The following is a 19,620-nucleotide window of genomic DNA, read 5'->3' as shown; positions in this document are numbered from 1 at the left end:
TCAAAAATATCAACTGTTTGCATTATATCTCCTTTATTTACAATACAAAATTAAAGCAAAAACCTCACAACAGCATTGTTGTGAGGCTCAATTATCTTTTCTCTAAAGCTCAATTTTAAGCTTCTGTAGGCGGTACGCCGTATTGCTTTTTAAATGCCGTAGAAAAATGTGAGGGATTTTTAAAACCCACTTCCACATAAACTTCCTGTACTTTTTTGCCCTCTTCTTTCAGTTTGACGTAGGCCGCTTCCAGCCGTTTTTTGATCAACCATTTTTGAGGGCTAAGGTTACTGACTTTTTGAAAATCCCTTTTAAATGTTGCCAAACTCCGTCCCGTATAGGCTGCAATCTGTTCCATCGTGAGGTCATCCATATAATGATCGTTCAGAAACTCCAGGATATCGATCTTCCAAGGATCAGTAAAATCAAATAATATAGGATAAAAAATATCCGAATTATCCAGCAGCGCATAAATACCTTCCAGCAATTTAAGATGAGTAACACCATCGGTCGGTTTTATATTTTCATCAAAATAAGGCGTGAGCGATTGAAACAGACTGGTGATAGCAGGGCTCGGTTCAATCTTAACAACATTTTTATCGGAAATCACGACTCTTTTAGGCAGGTATGCCTTATCAAACTTACTGTAAAACTCGCGCAATATGCTCCGGTTGAATGTCAAAGAAATTCCTTTATATAATTCATTTCCTTTGCTGTTTTTGTACATGGTCAATCGGTGGTTTCGCCTTACAAATGCACATTCACCAGCTTTTATTGTAGTTCTTTTATTTCCGTCCACTATAATCTGCTCGCCCGAATACAGGTACACCAAAACATGCTCCGGTGCTGCATGAATACATTTTTCACTAAAATCTGTAAAACAGGAAAGGAAAATACCTGAATAGCTTACCGTCTTTAATGTATCAGTCTGTTTCATCGTTGAGCGTTTACATTACATGTTCATTAGATAAAGGCAAAGCTACACATTCTATCTCAAGAGAGTATTTCTGTACGGCTCAAAGTTCCTACACCAAGATATTTGAAGTATAGTATTGCTAGAACAAGAAATTAGAAAACTATTGCTCTAATTAGCTTTAAACTAATTAAAAAAGAAGCTGCTGGAGAGGACGGTATCTAAGCAAACTTGAACCATCTATTCCGGTTGATTTAAAAAAGATAGCAACTCCTGGTAGTCCAATGCTGAAACTGGAATCTTCATCTTAAGATCTTTTATTAAAATTTTCGAATGTGTATAGCCTTCAATGGCCTTACGATGGATGACATAACTCCTTCCTATTCTCATAAAATCTTGCAACGGCAACTGGTTGTACAGTTCTGTTAACGTAATATTGGATTGCAACTTTTCAATTTGATTATCCGCACCTTTCAAATAAACGGTCAATTCCTTCCCATTAATTTCAGCAAAATAAATATGTGCTTTATCAATGACCTTCATCATCTTGGTTTCCATACAGCGCAGAGATATCGTTGCTGATTTTCGGACACGTGAAGCAGCACGTTTATCCACCTCTGCGATTGCAAGTTTTAAAGTTCTCACCAATTTTTCATGGCCAACCATCTTATCCACATACCCCACAGCCTGCATATCGTATGATTCATACGCATAACTGTTATGCCCCGAACAGATCACCACTACCGGTGGATCGGGTAAAGATTGTATCAACGTATACCCGTCCATTCCCGGCATATCCATATCCAAAAAAAGGATATCGACCTTATTCTGCGTGATAAAAGAGCGTGCTTCAAATGGATCCGACTGGATAGGCAAAACATTTAAAAAATCAAACGTTTTTAGCCGATCGCGCAGCAGCTTGACAGCATCTGGCAGATCATCTACCAACAGTACCTGATATAAGTCCTGTTTCATCTATTCTGAATATTAACCTGAAAAAAAAATACGCCTTCCTGATCCCGATAGCTGATGGATATAGGCCAGTCATCGGCCTCTATTTTATGCTGCATCAAAGAAAAACCGGTCCCGAGCGATTGTATGCTATTCCTTTTAACAGCATCATATGGATTTGTAAATGTCAAGCTTAAATGATTATGATCTTGCTTCCAGTTGACTTGTAAACCACAGTGTCCTTTTCTCCATACCCCATATTTGAGTGCATTCTCTACCGGTAAGAGCAATAAGCCAGCTGGTAAGTGCCCCGCCCATCCCTGCAAAGGTTTATTAAATTGAACTGCCTGATCTCCGTACACCAAACAGATTAATTTTGTAAAGCTTAAGAACATATCACATTCCTCCTCCGCCGAAACCCCTTTATGGAGGTTATCCGAATCCAGCATATAGCTCATTAAACTGGTAAATTCCATAAAATATGCTTCCATCAATTTGGGATCATTCTTTAGATTCTGCTGGTAGCTCAAAGCCACAAAGTTTTTGACAAAATGAGGAGCAATATGTCTTGATTCCAATTGAAGTACATAGCGCTCAATTTTATTTTGCAACTTTTTTTCCCTGTGTCTGGAAGCTCGATAATGAAAAAATGATTTTATTCCACATATCGCTAACGGAACTATATTGACTAAAATCGAGGAAAATAATAACCGGAATAAAAATTGAATGAAAGAAAAAGGATATTTACCGGTATCAAAATAAATCCCGATCTGCGGTAGCAAGATATAAACCAATACATATACCAATAATGGGATGGATAACATGAGCTTCAGCCAAGCCCACAAAAATAACTTCTTTTTATTCCAATGATCTGCTTGGAAAAGACCATCAAATATCCGGTAAAACCCAAATCCGTACCCCGTATACAGCAAGCCAATGATGATAAATTTACTCTCTTGAATATCTTTCAATTTCACGGACCAGTTCAAAGTCGAAAAAAAGAAGGTTATCCCGATAAAAATTATAGTAAAACTTATCCATTTAGGGGGTATGAATTTCATTAGATTTATTGAAAATTGATCAATAAGCTAATTTATAAAATATTTCCTAAAAATCAATTTAGAAAATAATATTAATGATATAGCATATAATTTACACGATCAAAGTAGGCCCAGCCATCCTGAATAGGCAATTTCAAAAAATGAACGAGGATCTTTTCATCTTTGCTTACATGTTATTGGTTTGGATTCCACATGCCATAATACGCTCTATAACCGACACCTGTATTAAAAACAATCAGGATATTATAAATGCATTCATAACTATTGCCAAAAGCTAAAGACCTAAATAGTTACAGATTTGTCTTTTAGGTTTATTAATTAAGAAAAATATATTTGGCCTATAAAGTATTACTAATGTAGGGAATAAAAATTAGCTTATACAAATGGTAATTTCACACAATCGATTGTTTAATTTTTACACTTGTATTCAACAGGTATAAATTATACTTTAGCGATATTATAAAACTAAATTATGAACCTAAAGACCTTTCCTATTGACAGGCAATTGGACTTAATGGATTGCGGTCCAGCGAGTTTGAAAATGATTGCCAAGTATTATGGGAAATATTATTCCTTACAATATCTCAGAGATCTTTGCGGAAACACACGGGAAGGAGTTTCTTTATCCGGAATTTCCCATGGTGCAGAAGCCATCGGACTGCGGACGCTTGCCGCCCACTGCACCATAGATAAAATCATAGAAAAAGTTCCACTGCCTGTTATAATACACTGGGACAATAGCCACTTCGTGGTTCTTTATGATGTGCGCGAAGGGAAAGGTCGTAAGTCAAAGTTTTACGTTGCAGATCCAGCAAAGGGAAGAGTTGTATACAGCCAGGATGAATTTGAAGAGAAGTGGATCAAAAAAAATGAAAACCGGGATTCTGGAGTCGTCCTTCTGCTGGAACCACAGGCCGATTTTAAGCAACGCCAGGCAAGTGAGAAAGCCGAAAGAGGAAAACATCTGGAAAATATAATGGGGTACTTTTTACCCTATAAAAAAAGCTTTGTTTATTTGGGTATTGTTATGCTTCTTATTACGGGTATGCAGGCTGTGCTTCCTTTTATATCCAAGGCGGTGATCGATGTGGGTATCCAGACTCAGGATGTCAGTTTTATAAATATTGTCCTGATTGCTAATCTGGCGCTCATTATTAGTATTACCCTAAGTTCCGCGGTAAGAGACTGGATTCTGCAGCACATGTCCTCACGGATCAATATCGCCCTGATTTCCGACTACCTGATCAAACTGATGAAGCTGCCGGTATCTTTTTTTGAAAATAAGATGATGGGCGATATTTTGCAGCGCGCAAATGACCATGAGCGCATCCGCAGTTTTATCATGAACAATTCACTTAATCTACTTTTTTCGGGTTTAACATTCGTGATTTTTAGTATAGTTTTGCTTATATATAATGCAACCATTTTCTACATTTTCGTAGGCGGGAGTACACTTTATATTTTATGGGTGATGGCCTTTCTAAGATTACGGAAAAAACTTGATTGGGATTATTTTGAACTGACCGCGAAGAACCAGAGTTACTGGGTCGAAACAATCGGCGGTATTCAGGATATCAAAATCAATAATTATGAACAGGCCAAACGCTGGAAGTGGGAAGGTATCCAGGCAAGGCTTTTTAAGGTCAATTTAAGAATGCTGGGCATTAATAATGTGCAGAACTTAGGCGCAAGTTTTATAGACAGTGTTAAAAACCTGCTGATTACCTTTTTCTGTGCAAAGGCTGTAATTGCCGGGGAAATAACCTTCGGGGTCATGATCTCCACCCAGTTTATTATCGGTATGCTCAATGGACCCGTTCAGCAGTTCATTTCCTTCATGGTTTCTTTCCAGTTTGCACACATCAGTTTTATGCGGCTCAATGAAATCCAGATACTAAAAGACGAAGATGAAGATACCGGAAACAATGATCTTGATCTGACGGGTAGCCGTGATATTATGGTCAAGAATGTCTCTTTTCAATATACCCATGTATCACCTGTGATACTCAAAAATATACATATGGTTATTCCGCAAGGCAAAGTTACCGCCATTGTCGGTGACAGCGGGAGCGGTAAATCTACCCTGTTAAAATTGCTGTTGAGGTTATATAAGCCCAGCTATGGTGAAATTCTGATCGGAGACATGAACGTCAATAATGTCGGTCTACGTCAGTGGCGAGACCGTTGTGGTGCTGTGATGCAGGATGGGAAGATCTTTAATGATACCATCCTGAACAACATTGTGCTGGACGACGAAAAATTTGACCATGAGCGTCTTATGAAAGCAGTTTCGGCCGCCAGTATCGGTAAGGAAATTGAACAGTTACCATTAGGGTATCAAACAAAAATGGGCGAAGATGGGCGCGGATTGAGCGGAGGGCAAAAGCAGCGTGTCCTGATTGCCAGAGCACTTTATAAAAACCCCGATATTCTTTTTTTTGATGAGGCTACCAATTCCTTAGATACCATCAATGAACAAAAAATTACAACTGCACTTGATGAAGTTTTTCATGGAAAAACCGTCATTGTTGTTGCGCATAGACTCAGCACGATACGGAAGGCAGATCAGATTATCGTTATGAAAGATGGGCAGGTTATAGAAACTGGAACCCACGAGTCGTTGATGGAAAGACGGGGGCGTTATCATCAGCTTGTTGACAGTCAGTCCGACATGAAAGTATTAGCAAATTAACCATGGTAGAGCTAGAAGAAAAAAGAAACAGGAGTAGTGAACGCACCGAAGAGGTAAGGGATATCATTGAGCGCATGCCCAATACCTTCGCGCGGAATATCACCTTTCTGGTATATTTTATCGTTACCCTACTGTTATTTTTTGGCTATATTATCAAATATCCAGATATCGTGACTGGCGAAGTGACCATTTCTGCGGAGCAGTCACCGCTGCAGATTGTAGCCTTTCAAGGAGGGCGACTCAAAATCAACAATATCAAATCCCAGGATATGATCCTGCCCGGTCAGCTTTTAGCCTGGATCGATAATCCGGTGCAGCCCGAGCTCATTGAACAGATCAAAACCCTTTTAACATCTTTACCTTTTGCTACCACAGAAGCGAGAACACTCTATAATAAATTGCCAAAAAATCTTAATCTTGGCGATCTGACCATTCCTTATTCCTCCCTGCTGACCAGTATCAGGCAACTGGCCGACTATCAGGACCATCAATTGTATGATAAGCATGAACAGTCACTGGCAAAGATCCTCGATGAGCAGAACAGTGCTTTAAGTACTTTGAAAGATAAAGAACGCCTGAGTAGAGCAGGTCTTAGTATATCCGATAAATATCTCGAGCGTGATTCCATTCTTTTAGCAAAACGTCTCATTAGCCAGGCCGAATACGAACAGTCCATTGCCAGTCATATAGGAGCCGAAGATATGGTTAAAACATCACTGCGCAATTCCGGTTCAGTAAGAGAGCAGATCAGCAGTACGGAAAATTCTATCCAGCAGAATAAGATCACCAAATCGGAAAAAGAACAGCAGTTCGATCTGGAGCTGCTGACTGCTTATAACAATTTGATCGATAAAATCAATCTTTGGGAAAAACAGTATCTCATTACCTCACCAGTAGGAGGAAGCGCCCAGTTTCTTAAATTCTGGACAGATAATCAATTTGTGCAGAGCGGAGAACCACTTTTTTCAATAGTTCCGAGGAAGAATGAAGTAATGGGTAAAGTGATGTTGCCCGCACAGGGAGCCGGTAAAGTCAAAATGGGCCAGAAAGTCATTGTGAAGATGGCTGATTACCCGTACATGGAATATGGGTATATTGAAGGTAAGGTGAACAATATATCTCTGGTGTCCAGTCCCGTCAATGTTAGTAACGGTTCTACCGTTGATTCTTATCTGGTGACCCTGATTTTTCCAGAGGGACTTAAAACCAACTACGGGACAGAGCTTGATTTTCGCTTTGAGGCAAAAGGAACCGCTGAGATCATTACCAAAGACAGAAGGCTGATCGAACGCTTTTTTGATAATCTGAAGTATATAGGCCATTCCAAATAATGAAGCGATTATCAATTATTTCCATTTTAGTGTTTGTCTTTGTAGATCAGTCTTATGCACAGAAAAAAATAACATGGCAACAGGCTGTGCAGATCCTCCATGATAACAGTATTACTTTAAAACAGAGTGAACTACGCGAGCAGATCAGCCAAAATAATGTCATTATTGCACGTGGAAGCATATATCCTAATCTGGCATTCAGTGCCAACAATCAACATACGATGGGAATGGTGTTTGACCAGGTTTCAGGGAAACTCATTACAGGAAACCAATGGTCAAGTTACGCTACGGGAAGTTTAGGGACAAGTGTTGTGGTTTATCAGGGTGGGCAAAAACAAAATACCCTGAAAGCAGAAAAACTGAATTTAGAACTGGCTGCACTGGACACACGGAGACTTACCCGTGAACTGGAACTTCAGTTATTGGGGCTGTTCACGCAGACCCTGATCAATCACGACCTCTGGGGTGCAGGTAAAAGTCAGCTTCAGTTATCCGAGCAATTGCTCCATCAGGAAGAAGTGCTGGTCGAGGTCGGCAAACGAACTTTGATTGATCTCTCCCAGGCAAAAGCAAAACTTGCAAATGACAAACTAAATGTTATATCAACCAAAAATGCTTACGAACTATCTCTGATGAAACTTAAACAGCTACTCGAGATGGAAGAATCAGAACAGATTGAGCCCGTACCACCGCAAGGATTTTTAATTGAGCAGATCCAGCCTAACTATCGTTTAGAGTTTGATCCCTATATCAGGTTGTTGGATAAGCAGATTGAGCTAGGCGAATTAAAAATTAAGATGGCCCGTTCCACCTATTTTCCAACCATATCGCTCAATGGAAATTATGGTACCAACTATTCCTCTCAAAGGGAAAACCTGCTATCTGGCATTACCATTCCATTCTGGGATCAGTTCAATCAAAACCGTACCCTGTCAGGCAATATTGTTGTTTCCATGCCTATTTTCGACGGTTTTAGGACTAAAATGAATACCAAAACAGCAAAGATCAATCAACAAAGTCTGCGGTATGAAAAAGAAAAAGTAACACGCGAGCGTAAGCAGGTGATCTCACAGGGAAGCCTCGAATATACAGCCTCACAAGAAGAATTGAATGCCATTGAGGTAGCATATGAAGCGAATAAAGCCAATTACGAAGCCATTAAGGAGCGCTATAATGTAGGTAAGAGCTCTTCTATAGATGTTTATCGTGCATTGACCGAGTTTAATATTTCAGAGTTTAGGTCTATTACTTCACGTTATCAGGTGTTTTACAAAAAAGAAATGTTAGTACTTCTTGATCAATAATCATGGTTTTTATCTGCTATTTGAGCTCCCTCTTTTTTTTAAAAGAAAGGGAGCTTATGTTGATTCGATTTTTTTTTAATTAATTCTATTATTCGATATCCATGCCAGTTTATTTTCTACTTTTGCAATGTTCTTTAGTCGATCACTATAAGCCATCTCATTCTTTTCATCCAGATCATGAGGCATTTTCGGTAAGCCAATGAAAGACGATGTCACACCAACGTGATCAGTTAATACTCTCAAATTCCTTTCCAATGATTTATCTGTTTCAAAAGTGTGTCGTAATATTTTTTCAAAGAGTGATTTGTGGACAACAAAGACAGCGCTTTCTGGCATTGTATCTATCCAGAACAAGTGTTCGTTTAATTGCTTTTCGCGAGTGAATCCACCTTCATTTATTACCGATAAAAGCTGTAGACCATAGTAATTCATATCTTTTAGTGCTTTCCAAAAAATACCAATATTCTCTTTGTTTTCAAAATTGATATTTTCGCTAACTAGAATTAAATAATCAAGTTTATTTTTTTTAGCTTTCTTGATGACCGAGATAAAGTTTTCATGATAAGTTTGCCCAATAGTACTTTTAAGATTTACTAGATTTATGGCTACATGTTCTTCTATTAAGCTCTTTTGAATGGATGAAATATCAATATTTGCTTTAACTCCATTAATTCCGATGGTAAGGTTTACTAGATCATATTTCTTTCGGTAGGGTCTATTATATGAGTAATCAGCATATGCTATTTTACGTTTTATATTATCAGTTGTTCGATCACATATTTGTAAATATTTTTCAGCAGAATTCTTTTTTTTAGAATCATTTCTTTTTCCATTCGTAAATAATTTGAAAGCATTAAGGTTTACTTTTTCAATATGACAACCTAGATATCGGCACCGGATCTGTCTTTCCAGATTAAATCCGTCTTCAGTATAGTAATGCCATTCGTTATTATTTCCTCCAGTTATTATAAAATCCTTTTTTGCCATCGCAAAACATTCAATATAGTCCAGCGTATCATTGGTTTGATGATTTTTCTTTCTGTCTATGTCTTTAGGCAATGTATCTTTAAAAAGATTAAATTGGAAAATTGACATTTCCAATAATTCATTCATTGGAAATGTCAATGATTTTTCTCGAGCACAAAGAATTTCAGCGGTTTTTATAATATTTTCAACAGGGAGTAAAATGTTTGCATCTATATAAATGAAATTTTTTGTTTTTACTCTTTGCTTTATATGTTTATCTACTGTCCTGTGTGTTGAGGAGTAGTAGTATTTACACTTGTCCTTTATTAAGTTCTGATTAAATGTTGGCCAACTCCCAAGTTCAATGACGTGAACTTCTGTTAGTAAGTGCTTATATAGGTAGTTGATATATTGAACAACTCTATTTTGTTGATTGACATCTATATTGTTGATTGCGATGATAATTGTAAGTTCTTTTAAGCTTTTCTTTTGCTGTTTCCGTGCTATTTTTTCTATTTGTTCTACAAATTTAATGGAACAATGATCCGTCTTAATAGTGGAAAAATCAACATCATATGGGCTAGAATTTTTAAAGGATAACTTACAGAAATAATCGTTTTTATCTTCGACAAATACACCTGAATTATGAAAGATTTTGCAGTGGTAAAAATTAGAGATATGATCTTTTGGCCAAGAAAAAATCAGTTCATCATGCAATCTTACTTGTATGTCCAGTTTCCAAGCATTCCATAAGACTGCCCACATATCTGCACACCAAGCTTGCACTTGTCTGCTGTTAGGACTCAAGCTCGCATTGTATTCTTTGATATATGTAAATATCTTTTCGGCATCATCTTCCACATTCTGCCAATATGTTGCTGTAAGAACTTTCATTATATGTTGTGCCCCACCTGAGTGGTTTTCATTCTTTTCAACGACTACCGGATCGATAGCAACTGTCTTACATAAATTTTCAAAAAAACTATTACCAAAGCGTTTCAAGTACATTGAAGATACATAATTGCGCGCATCAGAAAAGTACCAATTGTCAGTCTCAGATAATACTTGTTCATTTAATCGTTCACGAAATAGAATATCGGAGTCGTGGTAACAAATGATCTCATTTTTTAGATTTGGAAAGGATTCAAAATGTTGTTTCAGGATATGTGGGCGAATAGATGATAAGTACATTGGATCTATTCTATTATCAGGATAAAAGAAAAATTGTGCTTGTTTATTTTCTTTAACAAATTCATCAAAGTATACGGGTATCCCAAGGTCTGGTTTATAGCTCAATAATACTTGTACTTTACCTGAAGGGATTCCGATATCTTCAAAGTTCTGTAATTGAATCTCCAGCTGCCAAAGAAAATAGTATTCAGCAGGTTGGGCAGAAATGTATATCATAGTATTTTAATAAGAGGGCACTAATAGTATTTCGTCCCATGAGTTTAAAATAGGAGAATGATAAGAAATGCTAGTTAATGCTAAAAGATGCGGTATTTGATCATGTAAATTTTGGTGATTTTCATGGACATATTTAATTTCTTTTTCTAGGATGTTTTCAATCAGTCTGTTCCATTTATTTTGAGCAAACTTAGTATTCATTTTGATTAAAGTATTGAATAGATAAAAATTGTCTTGCCAGTTTTCGATGTTAATGGAATCAACTCCATTTTTTATATAATTATTTGTAATTGATAGCATATCTATTTTTGATTTTCTACAAATTGTAGCACAGATAATAGGATATATTGTTAGATTATTGAATAAGGTAAGGGTTATTTTTTCGTTTTCATGAATTGTCTTTTCTAATTGTTTCACCACATGATTAAGGGTGTTTTCAATAGCAACTTTATATATCCCAATCTTATATAGGTTTATTAGGACTAGCGTATGGCGTTGCAATGAACGTACGTTGATATTTATTAAGGAATATTCTATTTGTTGAATGAGGTTTTCAGCTAATTGTGTATACAGAATTTTGTTGTTAAGATCTGTTACCTCTGTATATCTTAGTCTATTTAATAATAGTTGTATATAAAAAGGGGTATCTTCAAAAGAATAATTTGATTTTTGAAAAGAGAGGTTTTTTATTAACGCATTATTATGGTTTTGTAATACATTTTTTAAGTCTGTTTCGATTAATTCATTTTTATCAAGTATCTCTAATGAGGCGATCAGCGAAGAATCACTGTTCCAAAAGTTGGTTTTATATTCTGAGGTATGATTTATTTGTTTAAAGGTTTTCACAAGTAATTGTTCCAAATTTCTCTGAGAAATATGATCTGTATAGAAACTATATAATACCTTGCTGAAGCCAACTGGGCTTTCACCATGTATTAGTGGATTTACTTTAGAGGTGCTTACTTTAACCATATTTTTTAAGGCCTTAGAAAGGATATATTACACCATTAAGACTATCGAAATAGGATTGGTCTTTAAATGCAATCTTTCCCCAGGTATCTTTCATTACCTTATCAGCTTTAGTCCTATTGTTCGGTTTATAGTAATATTTAACTAATACTGATCCGATATTTCGTTTATGCATCAATAATACTTTACAGTCTTTATATTCGCCTCTATATTCATCTCCTCGGTCATGTGTGAAATCAAATAAGTACGCTTCATCAGCATTTAACTTATTTACATCCTCGATAGCGCGTTTTTCTACCTTCTTTTTCGCTAATATCAAAAACTTTTTATACACATTATTAGCTATAGCCCACTGCTGTGGCCGAAAGGTCGTATCCACCTTTTGGTTATCAATATTATTGAAGTATGGCCATTTGTCATTTATGGGATATTTTACACTGATTATAACATCATCTTTTTTGATAGCAAAATCCTCACCCCAAAAAAGATATTGTAATTGATATATTTTGCCTTTATTCCATATCGTGGTTAGCGAATCCTGTAGTAAGCTTTTATCTAATTCTGTAGCATATTTTTTTAGATTGTTTTCGATACTTCTTGGAGGAACTTGCGGTTTTTGTTTGAATTGGAAGAGGTTTTTAGTTGATTTCGCGACTTTTTCGATCTCCGTTTTCGATGATTCATTGAACAGGACAGTTACCTCCAAAAAGATCTGGTCATTTTTATGAAAAATAAAACTTCTATTGTATTTATATTGGCCAAATGTATTGTCCGTTCCGAAGTACCGGGTAAACTCAGCGATCCAATCCGCATTTGTTTTTTTAAGTTCACTGGCACCGAAAAATTTTGTCGGACTGATCGTATCGCGATGGTTTCGGAGATGATTGAGTGAAATATTGTTTGAATTTATCCAATAGGGAGTTAAGATGTCAGGTTTTCTTACCAAATAGTTCCAAGACTCGATCAATATCATAACAGAGGAATCCCTATTTTGAAGGTAATATGTGGGTAAAAGATTATGTTTTCTTTTATCTAAGGATGTGAAAAAATGTTGAAGGTAATTCAATTTATCATTGTCAATAAGCTTAAATCCTTTAGGTTTATTTAAAATTACCCCATATTCCAGAAGTTCTGAAGCTATTTTTTTCTGACTATAACTATTGTAACTCAGGAAGATAATTGAGCTCAGAACGAATATTTTGAAAAGTTTTTTGATTTTTGACATACGGGTAAATTTTTGTTTGAAATATGATTGAATTTAGCTTACCTTTTTTTCCTCTTTTTTTAATGAGCTTAATAAGGATATATTACACCATTAAGACTATCAAAATAGGATTGGTCTTTAAACGCAATCTTTCCCCAGGTATCTTTTATTACCATATCAGCTTTAACACTATCTTTAGGTTTATAGTAATATTTAACTAATACTGACCCGATATTTCGTTTATGCATCAATAATACTTTACAGTCTTTATATTCGCCTCTATAATTATCTCCTTGATCATGAGTGAAATCAAATAAGTACGCTTCATCAGCATTTAACTTATTTACGTCCTCGATAGCGCATTTTTCTACCTTTTTTTTCGCTAACACCAAGATATCTCTAAATACATTATTTGCAATAGCCCACTGCTCTGGTCTACTGGTCGTATCTATTTTTTTTGGTTCAAAATTATTAAAGTACGGCCATTTATTATTTAAGGTATATTTTACACTGATTATAACATCATCTTTTTTGATTGCAAAGTCCTCTCCCCAAAAATAATACTGAAACTGATACATTTTTCCCCTATTCCCTTTCTTTTGTAGCGAATTTTGTAACAGGCTTTGATCTAATTTTGTAGAATATTTCTCTAAATTATTTTCGATACTTTTTGTAGGAACTTGCGGTTTTTGTTTGAATTGGAAGAGGTTTTTAGTTGATTTAGCTACTTTTTCCATCTTCATTTTAGACGATTCAGTAAACAGGACAGTTACCTCCAAAAAAATCTGATCGTTTTTGTTAAAAATAAAACTTTTATTGTATTTATATTGGCCAAATGTATTGTCCGTTCCGAAGTATCGTGTAAATTCAGCTATCCAATCCGCGTTTGTTTTTTTTAGTTCACTTGCACCATAAATTTTTGTCACACTGATCGTATCGCGATGGTTTCGTAGATGATTAAATGAAATTTTATTATCATCTACGGGTACTGAGTAAAATATACCGGGTTTTGTTACCAAATAATTGAAAGATTCGATCAATATCATAACAGAGGAATCCCTATTTTGAAGGTAATATGTGGGTAAAAGATTATGTTTTCTTTTATCTAAGGATGTGAAAAAATGTTGAAGGTAATTCAATTTATCATTGTCAATAAGCTTAAATCCTTTAGGTTTATTTAAAATTACCCCATATTCCAAAAGTTCTGAAGCTATTTTTTTCTGACTATAACTATTGTAACTCATGAAGATAATTGAGCTCAGAACGAATATTTTGAAAAGTTTTTTGATTTTTGACATACGGGTAAATTTTTGTTTGAAATATGATTGAATTTAGCTTACCTTTTTTTCCTCTTTTTTTAATGAGCTTAATAAGGATATATTACACCATTAAGACTATCAAAATAGGATTGGTCTTTAAACGCAATCTTTCCCCAGGTATCTTTCATTACCTTATCAGCTTTAGTCCTATTGTTCGGTTTATAGTAATATTTAACTAATACTGATCCGATATTTCGTTTATGCATCAATAATACTTTACAGTCTTTATATTCGCCTCGATATTCATCTCCTCGGTCATGTGTGAAATCAAATAAGTACGCTTCATCAGCATTTAACTTATTTACATCCTCGATAGCGCATTTTTCTACTTTGTTTTTCGCTAATATCAAAAACTTTTTATACACATTATTAGCTATAGTCCACTGCTCTGGTCGAAAGGTCGTATCCACCTTTTTGTTATCAATATTATTGAAATAAGGCCATTTGTCATTTATTGGATATTTTACACTGATTATAACATCATCTTTTTTGATAGCAAAATCCTCGCCCCAAAAAAGATATTGTAATTGATATATTTTGCCTTTATTCCATATCGTGGTTAGCGAATCCTGTAGTAAGCTTTTATCTAATTCTGTAGCATATTTTTTTAGATTATTTTCAATACTTTTTGGAGGAACTTGCGGTTTTTGTTTGAAGTGGAAGAGGTTTTTAGTTGATTTCGCGACTTTTTCGATCTCCGTTTTCGATGATTCATTGAACAGGACAGTTACCTCCAAAAAGATCTGGTCATTTTTATGAAAAATAAAACTTCTATTGTATTTATATTGGCCAAATGTATTGTCCGTTCCGAAGTACCGGGTAAACTCAGCGACCCAATCCGCATTTGTCTTTTTAAGTTCACTGGCACCGAAAAATTTTGTCGGACTGATCGTATCGCGATGGTTTCGGAGATGATTGAGTGAAATATTGTTTGAATTTATCCAGTAGGGAGTTAAGATGTCAGGGTTCATTTCAGAATATTCCCAAGACTCAATCAATATCATTACAGAGGAATCCCTATTTTGAAGGTAAAGGGGCGGATAAATATTCACTTTTCTTTTATCAAAGGTTGTGTAAATGAACTCTAATTGCTTAAAACTTTTATTTTCAATAAGCTTAAATCCTTTAGGTCTATTTAAAACAGCTCCATATTTTGAAAGTTTATATGTGCCAAATACTAATTGGCTATAACTATTATAACTCAAAAGAGTAAAAAGACATAGAACGAATATCCTGAAGAACTTTATCATTTTGTTTAGATAAGATATTTTTTGGTTGAAATATTATTGTTTATATTTGAAAATAGAATAATAGATATACTCTCTTTGGTGCAAACTTAGAGGGTAAAATCAGTACTGGATCCAATTATTCATATGATGTCGTCGTTGGATAATCTCCTTGATAGTCTGTGGTAGTGAGGTTTCCTTCGTATGCAGTAGTAGAGGGGTTTCCTTCATAATCGGTAGTTGTGAGGTTTCCTTCATATACAGTAGTGGTAATCATTTCTGTACCTGGAGTTTTGTAAAAGTTGTATACGCCAGTTAATTGTGAAGCATCTACTGTCGTATATCCTCCATTTGTCGGGTCGTATAACTTAATGTCGCCATTATTTTTAACTTCTTTAACAGTATAGTTATGTCCATTATAGGAAGCTCCTACTTTTCCTCCATCCATATTCAATATTGTTTTAATATCACTTGCATTGGGAGCGTCTCCATAGGTTATGATATATCCGGGTCTGTAAGTACGCATAAAATTAACAACATCTTCAGCGTAATAGCTGTATCCCGGTAGACCTGCAACTGTCGTTCCTGGAGTAAAGGTATAGGAACTTGTTAATTCACTTTATAACATTGTGCATCGTTTGCATTTCCATCTAGCATGTATGCGACCATATTAAATAGACAATCGCCATTTGGTAGCGGACCGCCGGTTCCTCCCAAAATACTCAACATCTGATTTGCTGTAATTTGCGACAGTTCTCTTTCTAAAGCCTCAAAGCTCAGTTTGATCTTCCTTTTCATAATATTTTTGGTTTATAATTTAGTAATACTAAAATAAGAATTTTAACATCAGCTGCGAAGAAAATATTAACACAAACGATTGTTTAATTTTAACCGAGCAGTAGTAACTGATGTTTATCAAACAAAGAATCATTTGCTTATTATTGACCTGTCTGCGATTCTATTTGATTTAAGTTTACCTATATGCCGAATGATTACACAGCATATGAAGTATATTTTAGGCCTTTAAAATTAACTCATTCGTTCGTTTCACTTGTTGTGTTGATATTTGTAATTAATTTTTACATGCCTTACATTCTTTGAATAAATACTCTTTTACCGATTCAAAAGTTGCTTTGTCGATTTTAAGAGAGATTTCTAGTGCATTTTGTATTCTTTGTAGCCAATCTATTATTAACATCTGTTCTTCTTTTTTGATGTCGAGTATGTTATATAATTTGAGACAAATTTTTATATGTATCAATAATTCATCTTGAGATGGCGTTATACCAATCTGTTTAAGTTGCTTTAGCATGATTAATGCTGTATTTTCTCTTTGTACTATATAATTTTTTTTAGAGGTATTGTTTTGGTGAATTCTATAATAGGTTAAGTATTCAGGTAAATTTTCAATGTCGTATTTTTTTGATATCCTTGACCATAGGCAGTAATCTTCAGCAAACTCAAATCTATTTAGATATTTTTCTTTTTTTAAAATTTGTGTCCTCATTAAAACACTTGGATGCGATATTGGATTTTGAAAAATCATCAATGCTCTTAATAATTTAGCATCAGTAGGATATTCAATTGTTCCTGTTATCTGACCATTCTGGTTGATAACAAATTGATTGGTTCCAATTAATACGGTGTCCAAATTATTCTCAAGGTACATGACTTGTTTCTCTAATCTGAGTACATGCATTTCATCATCAGAATCGATTCGTGCTATGTATGCACCCTTTGCAATTGAGATACCTTTGTTTAAGCTTTTTGTTATTCCTAAGTTCTCGCTGTTTGTTATTATTTTAATTCTTGAATCATTAAACTCTTCAATGATGTTTCTGGTTTTATCCTTCGAACCATCATCAATTATAATTAGTTCAAAATTTTGATAAGATTGTTTCAATATGCTTAATATACATCCCTTCACATATTCTTCAGCATTATAGCAGGGTAAAATAATGGATACTAAAGCCCTGCGCGATATCTCATGTTTATTTTGGTTTATTAAACTCTCATACAGATCAGTTGTTTTATCTACCATCTGTTTTCTGTTTAAGTTTTGTAAAGCATATTCTTGGGCTTTATTCTTTAACTGAATTTGTAATGGAGGATTTTTTAATAAATCAATTATTTTTGAGCAGATCTGTCCAGTTCGAAAATAAGGTTTATTTTTCCCTTTAATTAGTGGAAAATTTATTCCACGTTCGGTCGTTATTAGTTCAGCTAATCCATCAACATCTGCCGCTATGATGGGAATGCCACTATGCATCATTTCTATTGCTACATAGGAACATTGTTCAATATATGAGGGGATTATTCCTATATCAGCCATTTTGTAGAATTCGTGGATGACAGCACTCTTCGCTTTTTCTAGAATCTGAATATTTTTATTTTTCTCCAAGAGCTCTTCTTCATGTAGGTATCCTTCGCCGATAATGACTAATTTCAGATTTCTATTTACTTTTGATATTTGATCATATATTCTAAGTACTTCATATATCCCTTTTTTTTCATTTTTTCTTCCTACAAATAGTAATATTTGATCATTAATTGAGTAACCAAATTTTTCTCTTAACTCTTCCTTTGAGTTATTTACAGGAGGAAGGTCAATTCCATTGTATATTACACTAAGTTTTGTATCATCAATTTTAAATAATTTACGGAGCGTTTTTTTTGCAAATAGCGTGACACAAATGATATGATCTACACATAGGTATGGAATGTATTCGTTCGTTCGTTGCAGTACGATGTTAGCATTGGTTTTATTTAATAAAATTTCATCAAATTCTTTAAATAGTGAATAATTATCAATAATGTTATCACGCCATGGGATACAGTGATTTGTTAATATTGTAGCACAATCTATTTCTTTTTTTAATAGATATGAAAATTTAGCATGATTAATCCAATTGAAATGAAATATTGTATTTTCAGAATTCCTAAGCTGTACTTTTAAAAATGTAAGCAACTTAAGATCATTGTCAAGAGAATCTATTAAGGATATATCATAAGGAACATAATATTTTTCAATTTTATTGATTTTATATGTGATAATATCAGATGTAAACTTAGAATTTAGCAATATCAGTTTTACGCTTATGTCCGGATTTTCCTGTAATTCCTCTATCATCTGATTGATATAGGTGCTAATTCCGTTTTTTAATGTATTATAATAATCAATAATGCATACTGTGATCATACTACGAGATATTTCCCTTTTTATTTAAATTTAAAAAGCTTTGGGATATCCATATCATCGTCTTTATGGACATGGTCATCTTTGACAAATTTGTATATTCTGAAATAACCAACGTCTTTTTTCAATATATAATAGGAAGTTAGATATTTATAATTGAGGTAATATAATGGTTCATTGCTCAGTATCTGAAAATCACCTGTTCTATCGGCATTATAATACTGGTAGTTCGGCTCGTTTTTTCGTTCAGTTATTTTAACTTCTTTTTTAGTTTTTTCGTTAATACCACTGATATTTTTGAAAAGATTATCATTGTAATCTTCATAATAATTCTTAAAGCGTTTACTTTCTTCTTTTCTTTCTATTATATTGTACCAGCTTATTGCAATTAATGTCATAGAATCTTTACTTATTAAATTGTAAGAGGGATAGTCAATAACTATATTTGAATTTTTACTATAAATGAATGGTAAGCTTCTTTTTCCAACTGGGAAGAATGTGAATCCTATATTTTTATTACATTCGATTTTGAATACTTTTAATGTATTTTCAAAATATTTTTGAGAAGCACTATCTGCTGATTTTGGAATTTCTCTACCTTCAATTATATCAATAAATTTTTTATCGAATTTTATTTGAGTTTGTGCAGATAAACGAATTCCTAAAAGTGTCAAAATGCATAATGATATCATTGTTTTATACATGGTGTTGGTTTTATTGTTAAAATTATTTTAGGTAAATAATCTTCTTGTTAAGTTATTAAAAAGTAATTCTGTTATTAATGAAAAGTAGTGTTACCATTGGGATTATAAGTTGTTGTTGGATTACCAAAGTTGTCTGTGGTTATAGGATTACCAAAATTATCAGTAGTGATGGGATTGCCATTATTATCAGTTGTATATGCGTAAGGGTCCAGTGTTGTCGAAGGATTGCTTGATCCATTACCTGCTGGCGGATGGGTTGTGCTTCCTTCAGGGTATGTGATTGGGTTGAGACCATAAATCTCTTTTACCATGGCAAACTCGGTAATATCTGCATATTCATTTTTTCCCGTTGTGGGATCGGTGTATATAAATTTTCC

Annotated in this window: 16 protein-coding genes; 3 read left to right on the top strand and 13 right to left on the bottom strand. The window is 34.4% G+C overall.

Features of this window, described 5'->3' with window-relative positions; translation table 11 throughout:
* Positions 1-115: 115 nt before the first annotated feature.
* From JAZ75_RS15030 to JAZ75_RS15020, 3 genes are all read right to left on the bottom strand, one after another.
* Positions 116-937 carry a helix-turn-helix domain-containing protein gene (locus tag JAZ75_RS15030; RefSeq protein ID WP_208696397.1) on the bottom strand — a complete coding sequence of 274 codons (822 nt, stop codon included), beginning with the start codon at positions 935-937 and terminating at the stop codon, positions 116-118.
* Positions 938-1,153: 216 nt separating this feature from the next.
* Entirely contained in the window at positions 1,154-1,888 is a 735-nt protein-coding gene (locus JAZ75_RS15025) for a LytR/AlgR family response regulator transcription factor (protein WP_208696395.1), read from the bottom strand.
* Positions 1,885-2,925: a hypothetical protein gene (locus tag JAZ75_RS15020; RefSeq protein WP_208696394.1), complete on the bottom strand. Its 1,041-nt coding sequence runs from the start codon at positions 2,923-2,925 to the stop codon at positions 1,885-1,887. Before JAZ75_RS15020 ends, JAZ75_RS15025 begins: the two co-directional genes overlap by 4 nt.
* A gap of 472 nt (positions 2,926-3,397) precedes the next feature.
* On the opposite strand from JAZ75_RS15020, the gene JAZ75_RS15015 reads away from it, so the two are divergent.
* From JAZ75_RS15015 to JAZ75_RS15005, 3 genes are all read left to right on the top strand, one after another.
* Positions 3,398-5,617: a peptidase domain-containing ABC transporter gene (locus JAZ75_RS15015; RefSeq protein WP_208696392.1), complete on the top strand. Its 2,220-nt coding sequence runs from the start codon at positions 3,398-3,400 to the stop codon at positions 5,615-5,617.
* Between the two features lie 269 nt (positions 5,618-5,886).
* Positions 5,887-6,948 (top strand): HlyD family efflux transporter periplasmic adaptor subunit, encoded by a 1,062-nt coding sequence (locus JAZ75_RS15010; protein WP_208696390.1) that lies wholly within the window; start codon positions 5,887-5,889, stop codon positions 6,946-6,948.
* A complete protein-coding gene (locus tag JAZ75_RS15005) occupies positions 6,948-8,252 on the top strand; it encodes a TolC family protein (RefSeq protein WP_208696388.1) in 1,305 nt (434 codons plus the stop codon). The genes JAZ75_RS15010 and JAZ75_RS15005 overlap by 1 nt, the downstream gene beginning before the upstream one ends.
* Before the next feature lie 75 nt (positions 8,253-8,327).
* Here JAZ75_RS15005 and JAZ75_RS15000 read toward each other — a convergent pair whose 3' ends face one another.
* The 10 genes from JAZ75_RS15000 to JAZ75_RS14955 all read right to left on the bottom strand — a co-directional run.
* Complete coding sequence (locus tag JAZ75_RS15000) at positions 8,328-10,514, bottom strand: hypothetical protein (protein WP_208696386.1); 2,187 nt, start codon at positions 10,512-10,514, stop codon at positions 8,328-8,330.
* 117 nt (positions 10,515-10,631) lie between these two features.
* Positions 10,632-11,597: a hypothetical protein gene (locus tag JAZ75_RS14995; RefSeq protein ID WP_208696384.1), complete on the bottom strand. Its 966-nt coding sequence runs from the start codon at positions 11,595-11,597 to the stop codon at positions 10,632-10,634.
* A gap of 13 nt (positions 11,598-11,610) precedes the next feature.
* Complete coding sequence (locus JAZ75_RS14990) at positions 11,611-12,819, bottom strand: hypothetical protein (protein ID WP_208696382.1); 1,209 nt, start codon at positions 12,817-12,819, stop codon at positions 11,611-11,613.
* Positions 12,820-12,887: 68 nt separating this feature from the next.
* Positions 12,888-14,096 (bottom strand): hypothetical protein, encoded by a 1,209-nt coding sequence (locus tag JAZ75_RS14985; protein WP_208696380.1) that lies wholly within the window; start codon positions 14,094-14,096, stop codon positions 12,888-12,890.
* A 68-nt stretch (positions 14,097-14,164) separates the two neighbouring features.
* Complete coding sequence (locus JAZ75_RS14980; protein WP_208696379.1) at positions 14,165-15,367, bottom strand: hypothetical protein; 1,203 nt, start codon at positions 15,365-15,367, stop codon at positions 14,165-14,167.
* Positions 15,368-15,482: 115 nt separating this feature from the next.
* Entirely contained in the window at positions 15,483-15,869 is a 387-nt protein-coding gene (locus tag JAZ75_RS14975) for a hypothetical protein (protein WP_208696377.1), read from the bottom strand.
* 83 nt (positions 15,870-15,952) lie between these two features.
* The gene (locus tag JAZ75_RS14970; protein WP_208696375.1) at positions 15,953-16,141 is read right to left on the bottom strand and encodes a hypothetical protein; all 189 of its coding nucleotides are present in this window, start codon (positions 16,139-16,141) and stop codon (positions 15,953-15,955) included.
* Positions 16,142-16,415: 274 nt separating this feature from the next.
* Positions 16,416-18,542, bottom strand: a complete 2,127-nt coding sequence (locus tag JAZ75_RS14965; RefSeq protein ID WP_410528612.1) for a glycosyltransferase — start codon at positions 18,540-18,542, stop codon at positions 16,416-16,418.
* A 20-nt stretch (positions 18,543-18,562) separates the two neighbouring features.
* Complete coding sequence (locus JAZ75_RS14960; protein ID WP_208696371.1) at positions 18,563-19,243, bottom strand: hypothetical protein; 681 nt, start codon at positions 19,241-19,243, stop codon at positions 18,563-18,565.
* A gap of 74 nt (positions 19,244-19,317) precedes the next feature.
* On the bottom strand, positions 19,318-19,620 hold a 303-nt coding region (locus JAZ75_RS14955; RefSeq protein WP_208696369.1), incomplete at its 5' end, for a hypothetical protein.

The sequence above is a fragment of the Sphingobacterium sp. UDSM-2020 genome, assembly GCF_016132525.1.
GTDB lineage: Bacteria > Bacteroidota > Bacteroidia > Sphingobacteriales > Sphingobacteriaceae > Sphingobacterium > Sphingobacterium anhuiense.
Note: the sequence above shows the minus strand (reverse complement) of the source record. Positions and strands in the feature narration are given on the sequence as shown.

Bases quoted from the DNA above. Each gene is read 5' to 3' on its own strand.
- JAZ75_RS15030 (WP_208696397.1), bottom strand. From the start codon at position 937: ATGAAACAGACTGATACATTAAAGACGGTAAGCTATTCAGGTATTTTC.
- JAZ75_RS15025 (WP_208696395.1), bottom strand. From the start codon at position 1,888: ATGAAACAGGACTTATATCAGGTACTGTTGGTAGATGATCTGCCAGAT.
- JAZ75_RS15020 (WP_208696394.1), bottom strand. From the start codon at position 2,925: ATGAAATTCATACCCCCTAAATGGATAAGTTTTACTATAATTTTTATC.
- JAZ75_RS15015 (WP_208696392.1), top strand. From the start codon at position 3,398: ATGAACCTAAAGACCTTTCCTATTGACAGGCAATTGGACTTAATGGAT.
- JAZ75_RS15010 (WP_208696390.1), top strand. From the start codon at position 5,887: ATGATCCTGCCCGGTCAGCTTTTAGCCTGGATCGATAATCCGGTGCAG.
- JAZ75_RS15005 (WP_208696388.1), top strand. From the start codon at position 6,948: ATGAAGCGATTATCAATTATTTCCATTTTAGTGTTTGTCTTTGTAGAT.
- JAZ75_RS14995 (WP_208696384.1), bottom strand. From the start codon at position 11,597: ATGGTTAAAGTAAGCACCTCTAAAGTAAATCCACTAATACATGGTGAA.
- JAZ75_RS14990 (WP_208696382.1), bottom strand. From the start codon at position 12,819: ATGTCAAAAATCAAAAAACTTTTCAAAATATTCGTTCTGAGCTCAATT.
- JAZ75_RS14985 (WP_208696380.1), bottom strand. From the start codon at position 14,096: ATGTCAAAAATCAAAAAACTTTTCAAAATATTCGTTCTGAGCTCAATT.
- JAZ75_RS14980 (WP_208696379.1), bottom strand. From the start codon at position 15,367: ATGATAAAGTTCTTCAGGATATTCGTTCTATGTCTTTTTACTCTTTTG.
- JAZ75_RS14975 (WP_208696377.1), bottom strand. From the start codon at position 15,869: ATGCGTACTTACAGACCCGGATATATCATAACCTATGGAGACGCTCCC.
- JAZ75_RS14970 (WP_208696375.1), bottom strand. From the start codon at position 16,141: ATGAAAAGGAAGATCAAACTGAGCTTTGAGGCTTTAGAAAGAGAACTG.
- JAZ75_RS14965 (WP_410528612.1), bottom strand. From the start codon at position 18,542: ATGATCACAGTATGCATTATTGATTATTATAATACATTAAAAAACGGA.
- JAZ75_RS14960 (WP_208696371.1), bottom strand. From the start codon at position 19,243: ATGTATAAAACAATGATATCATTATGCATTTTGACACTTTTAGGAATT.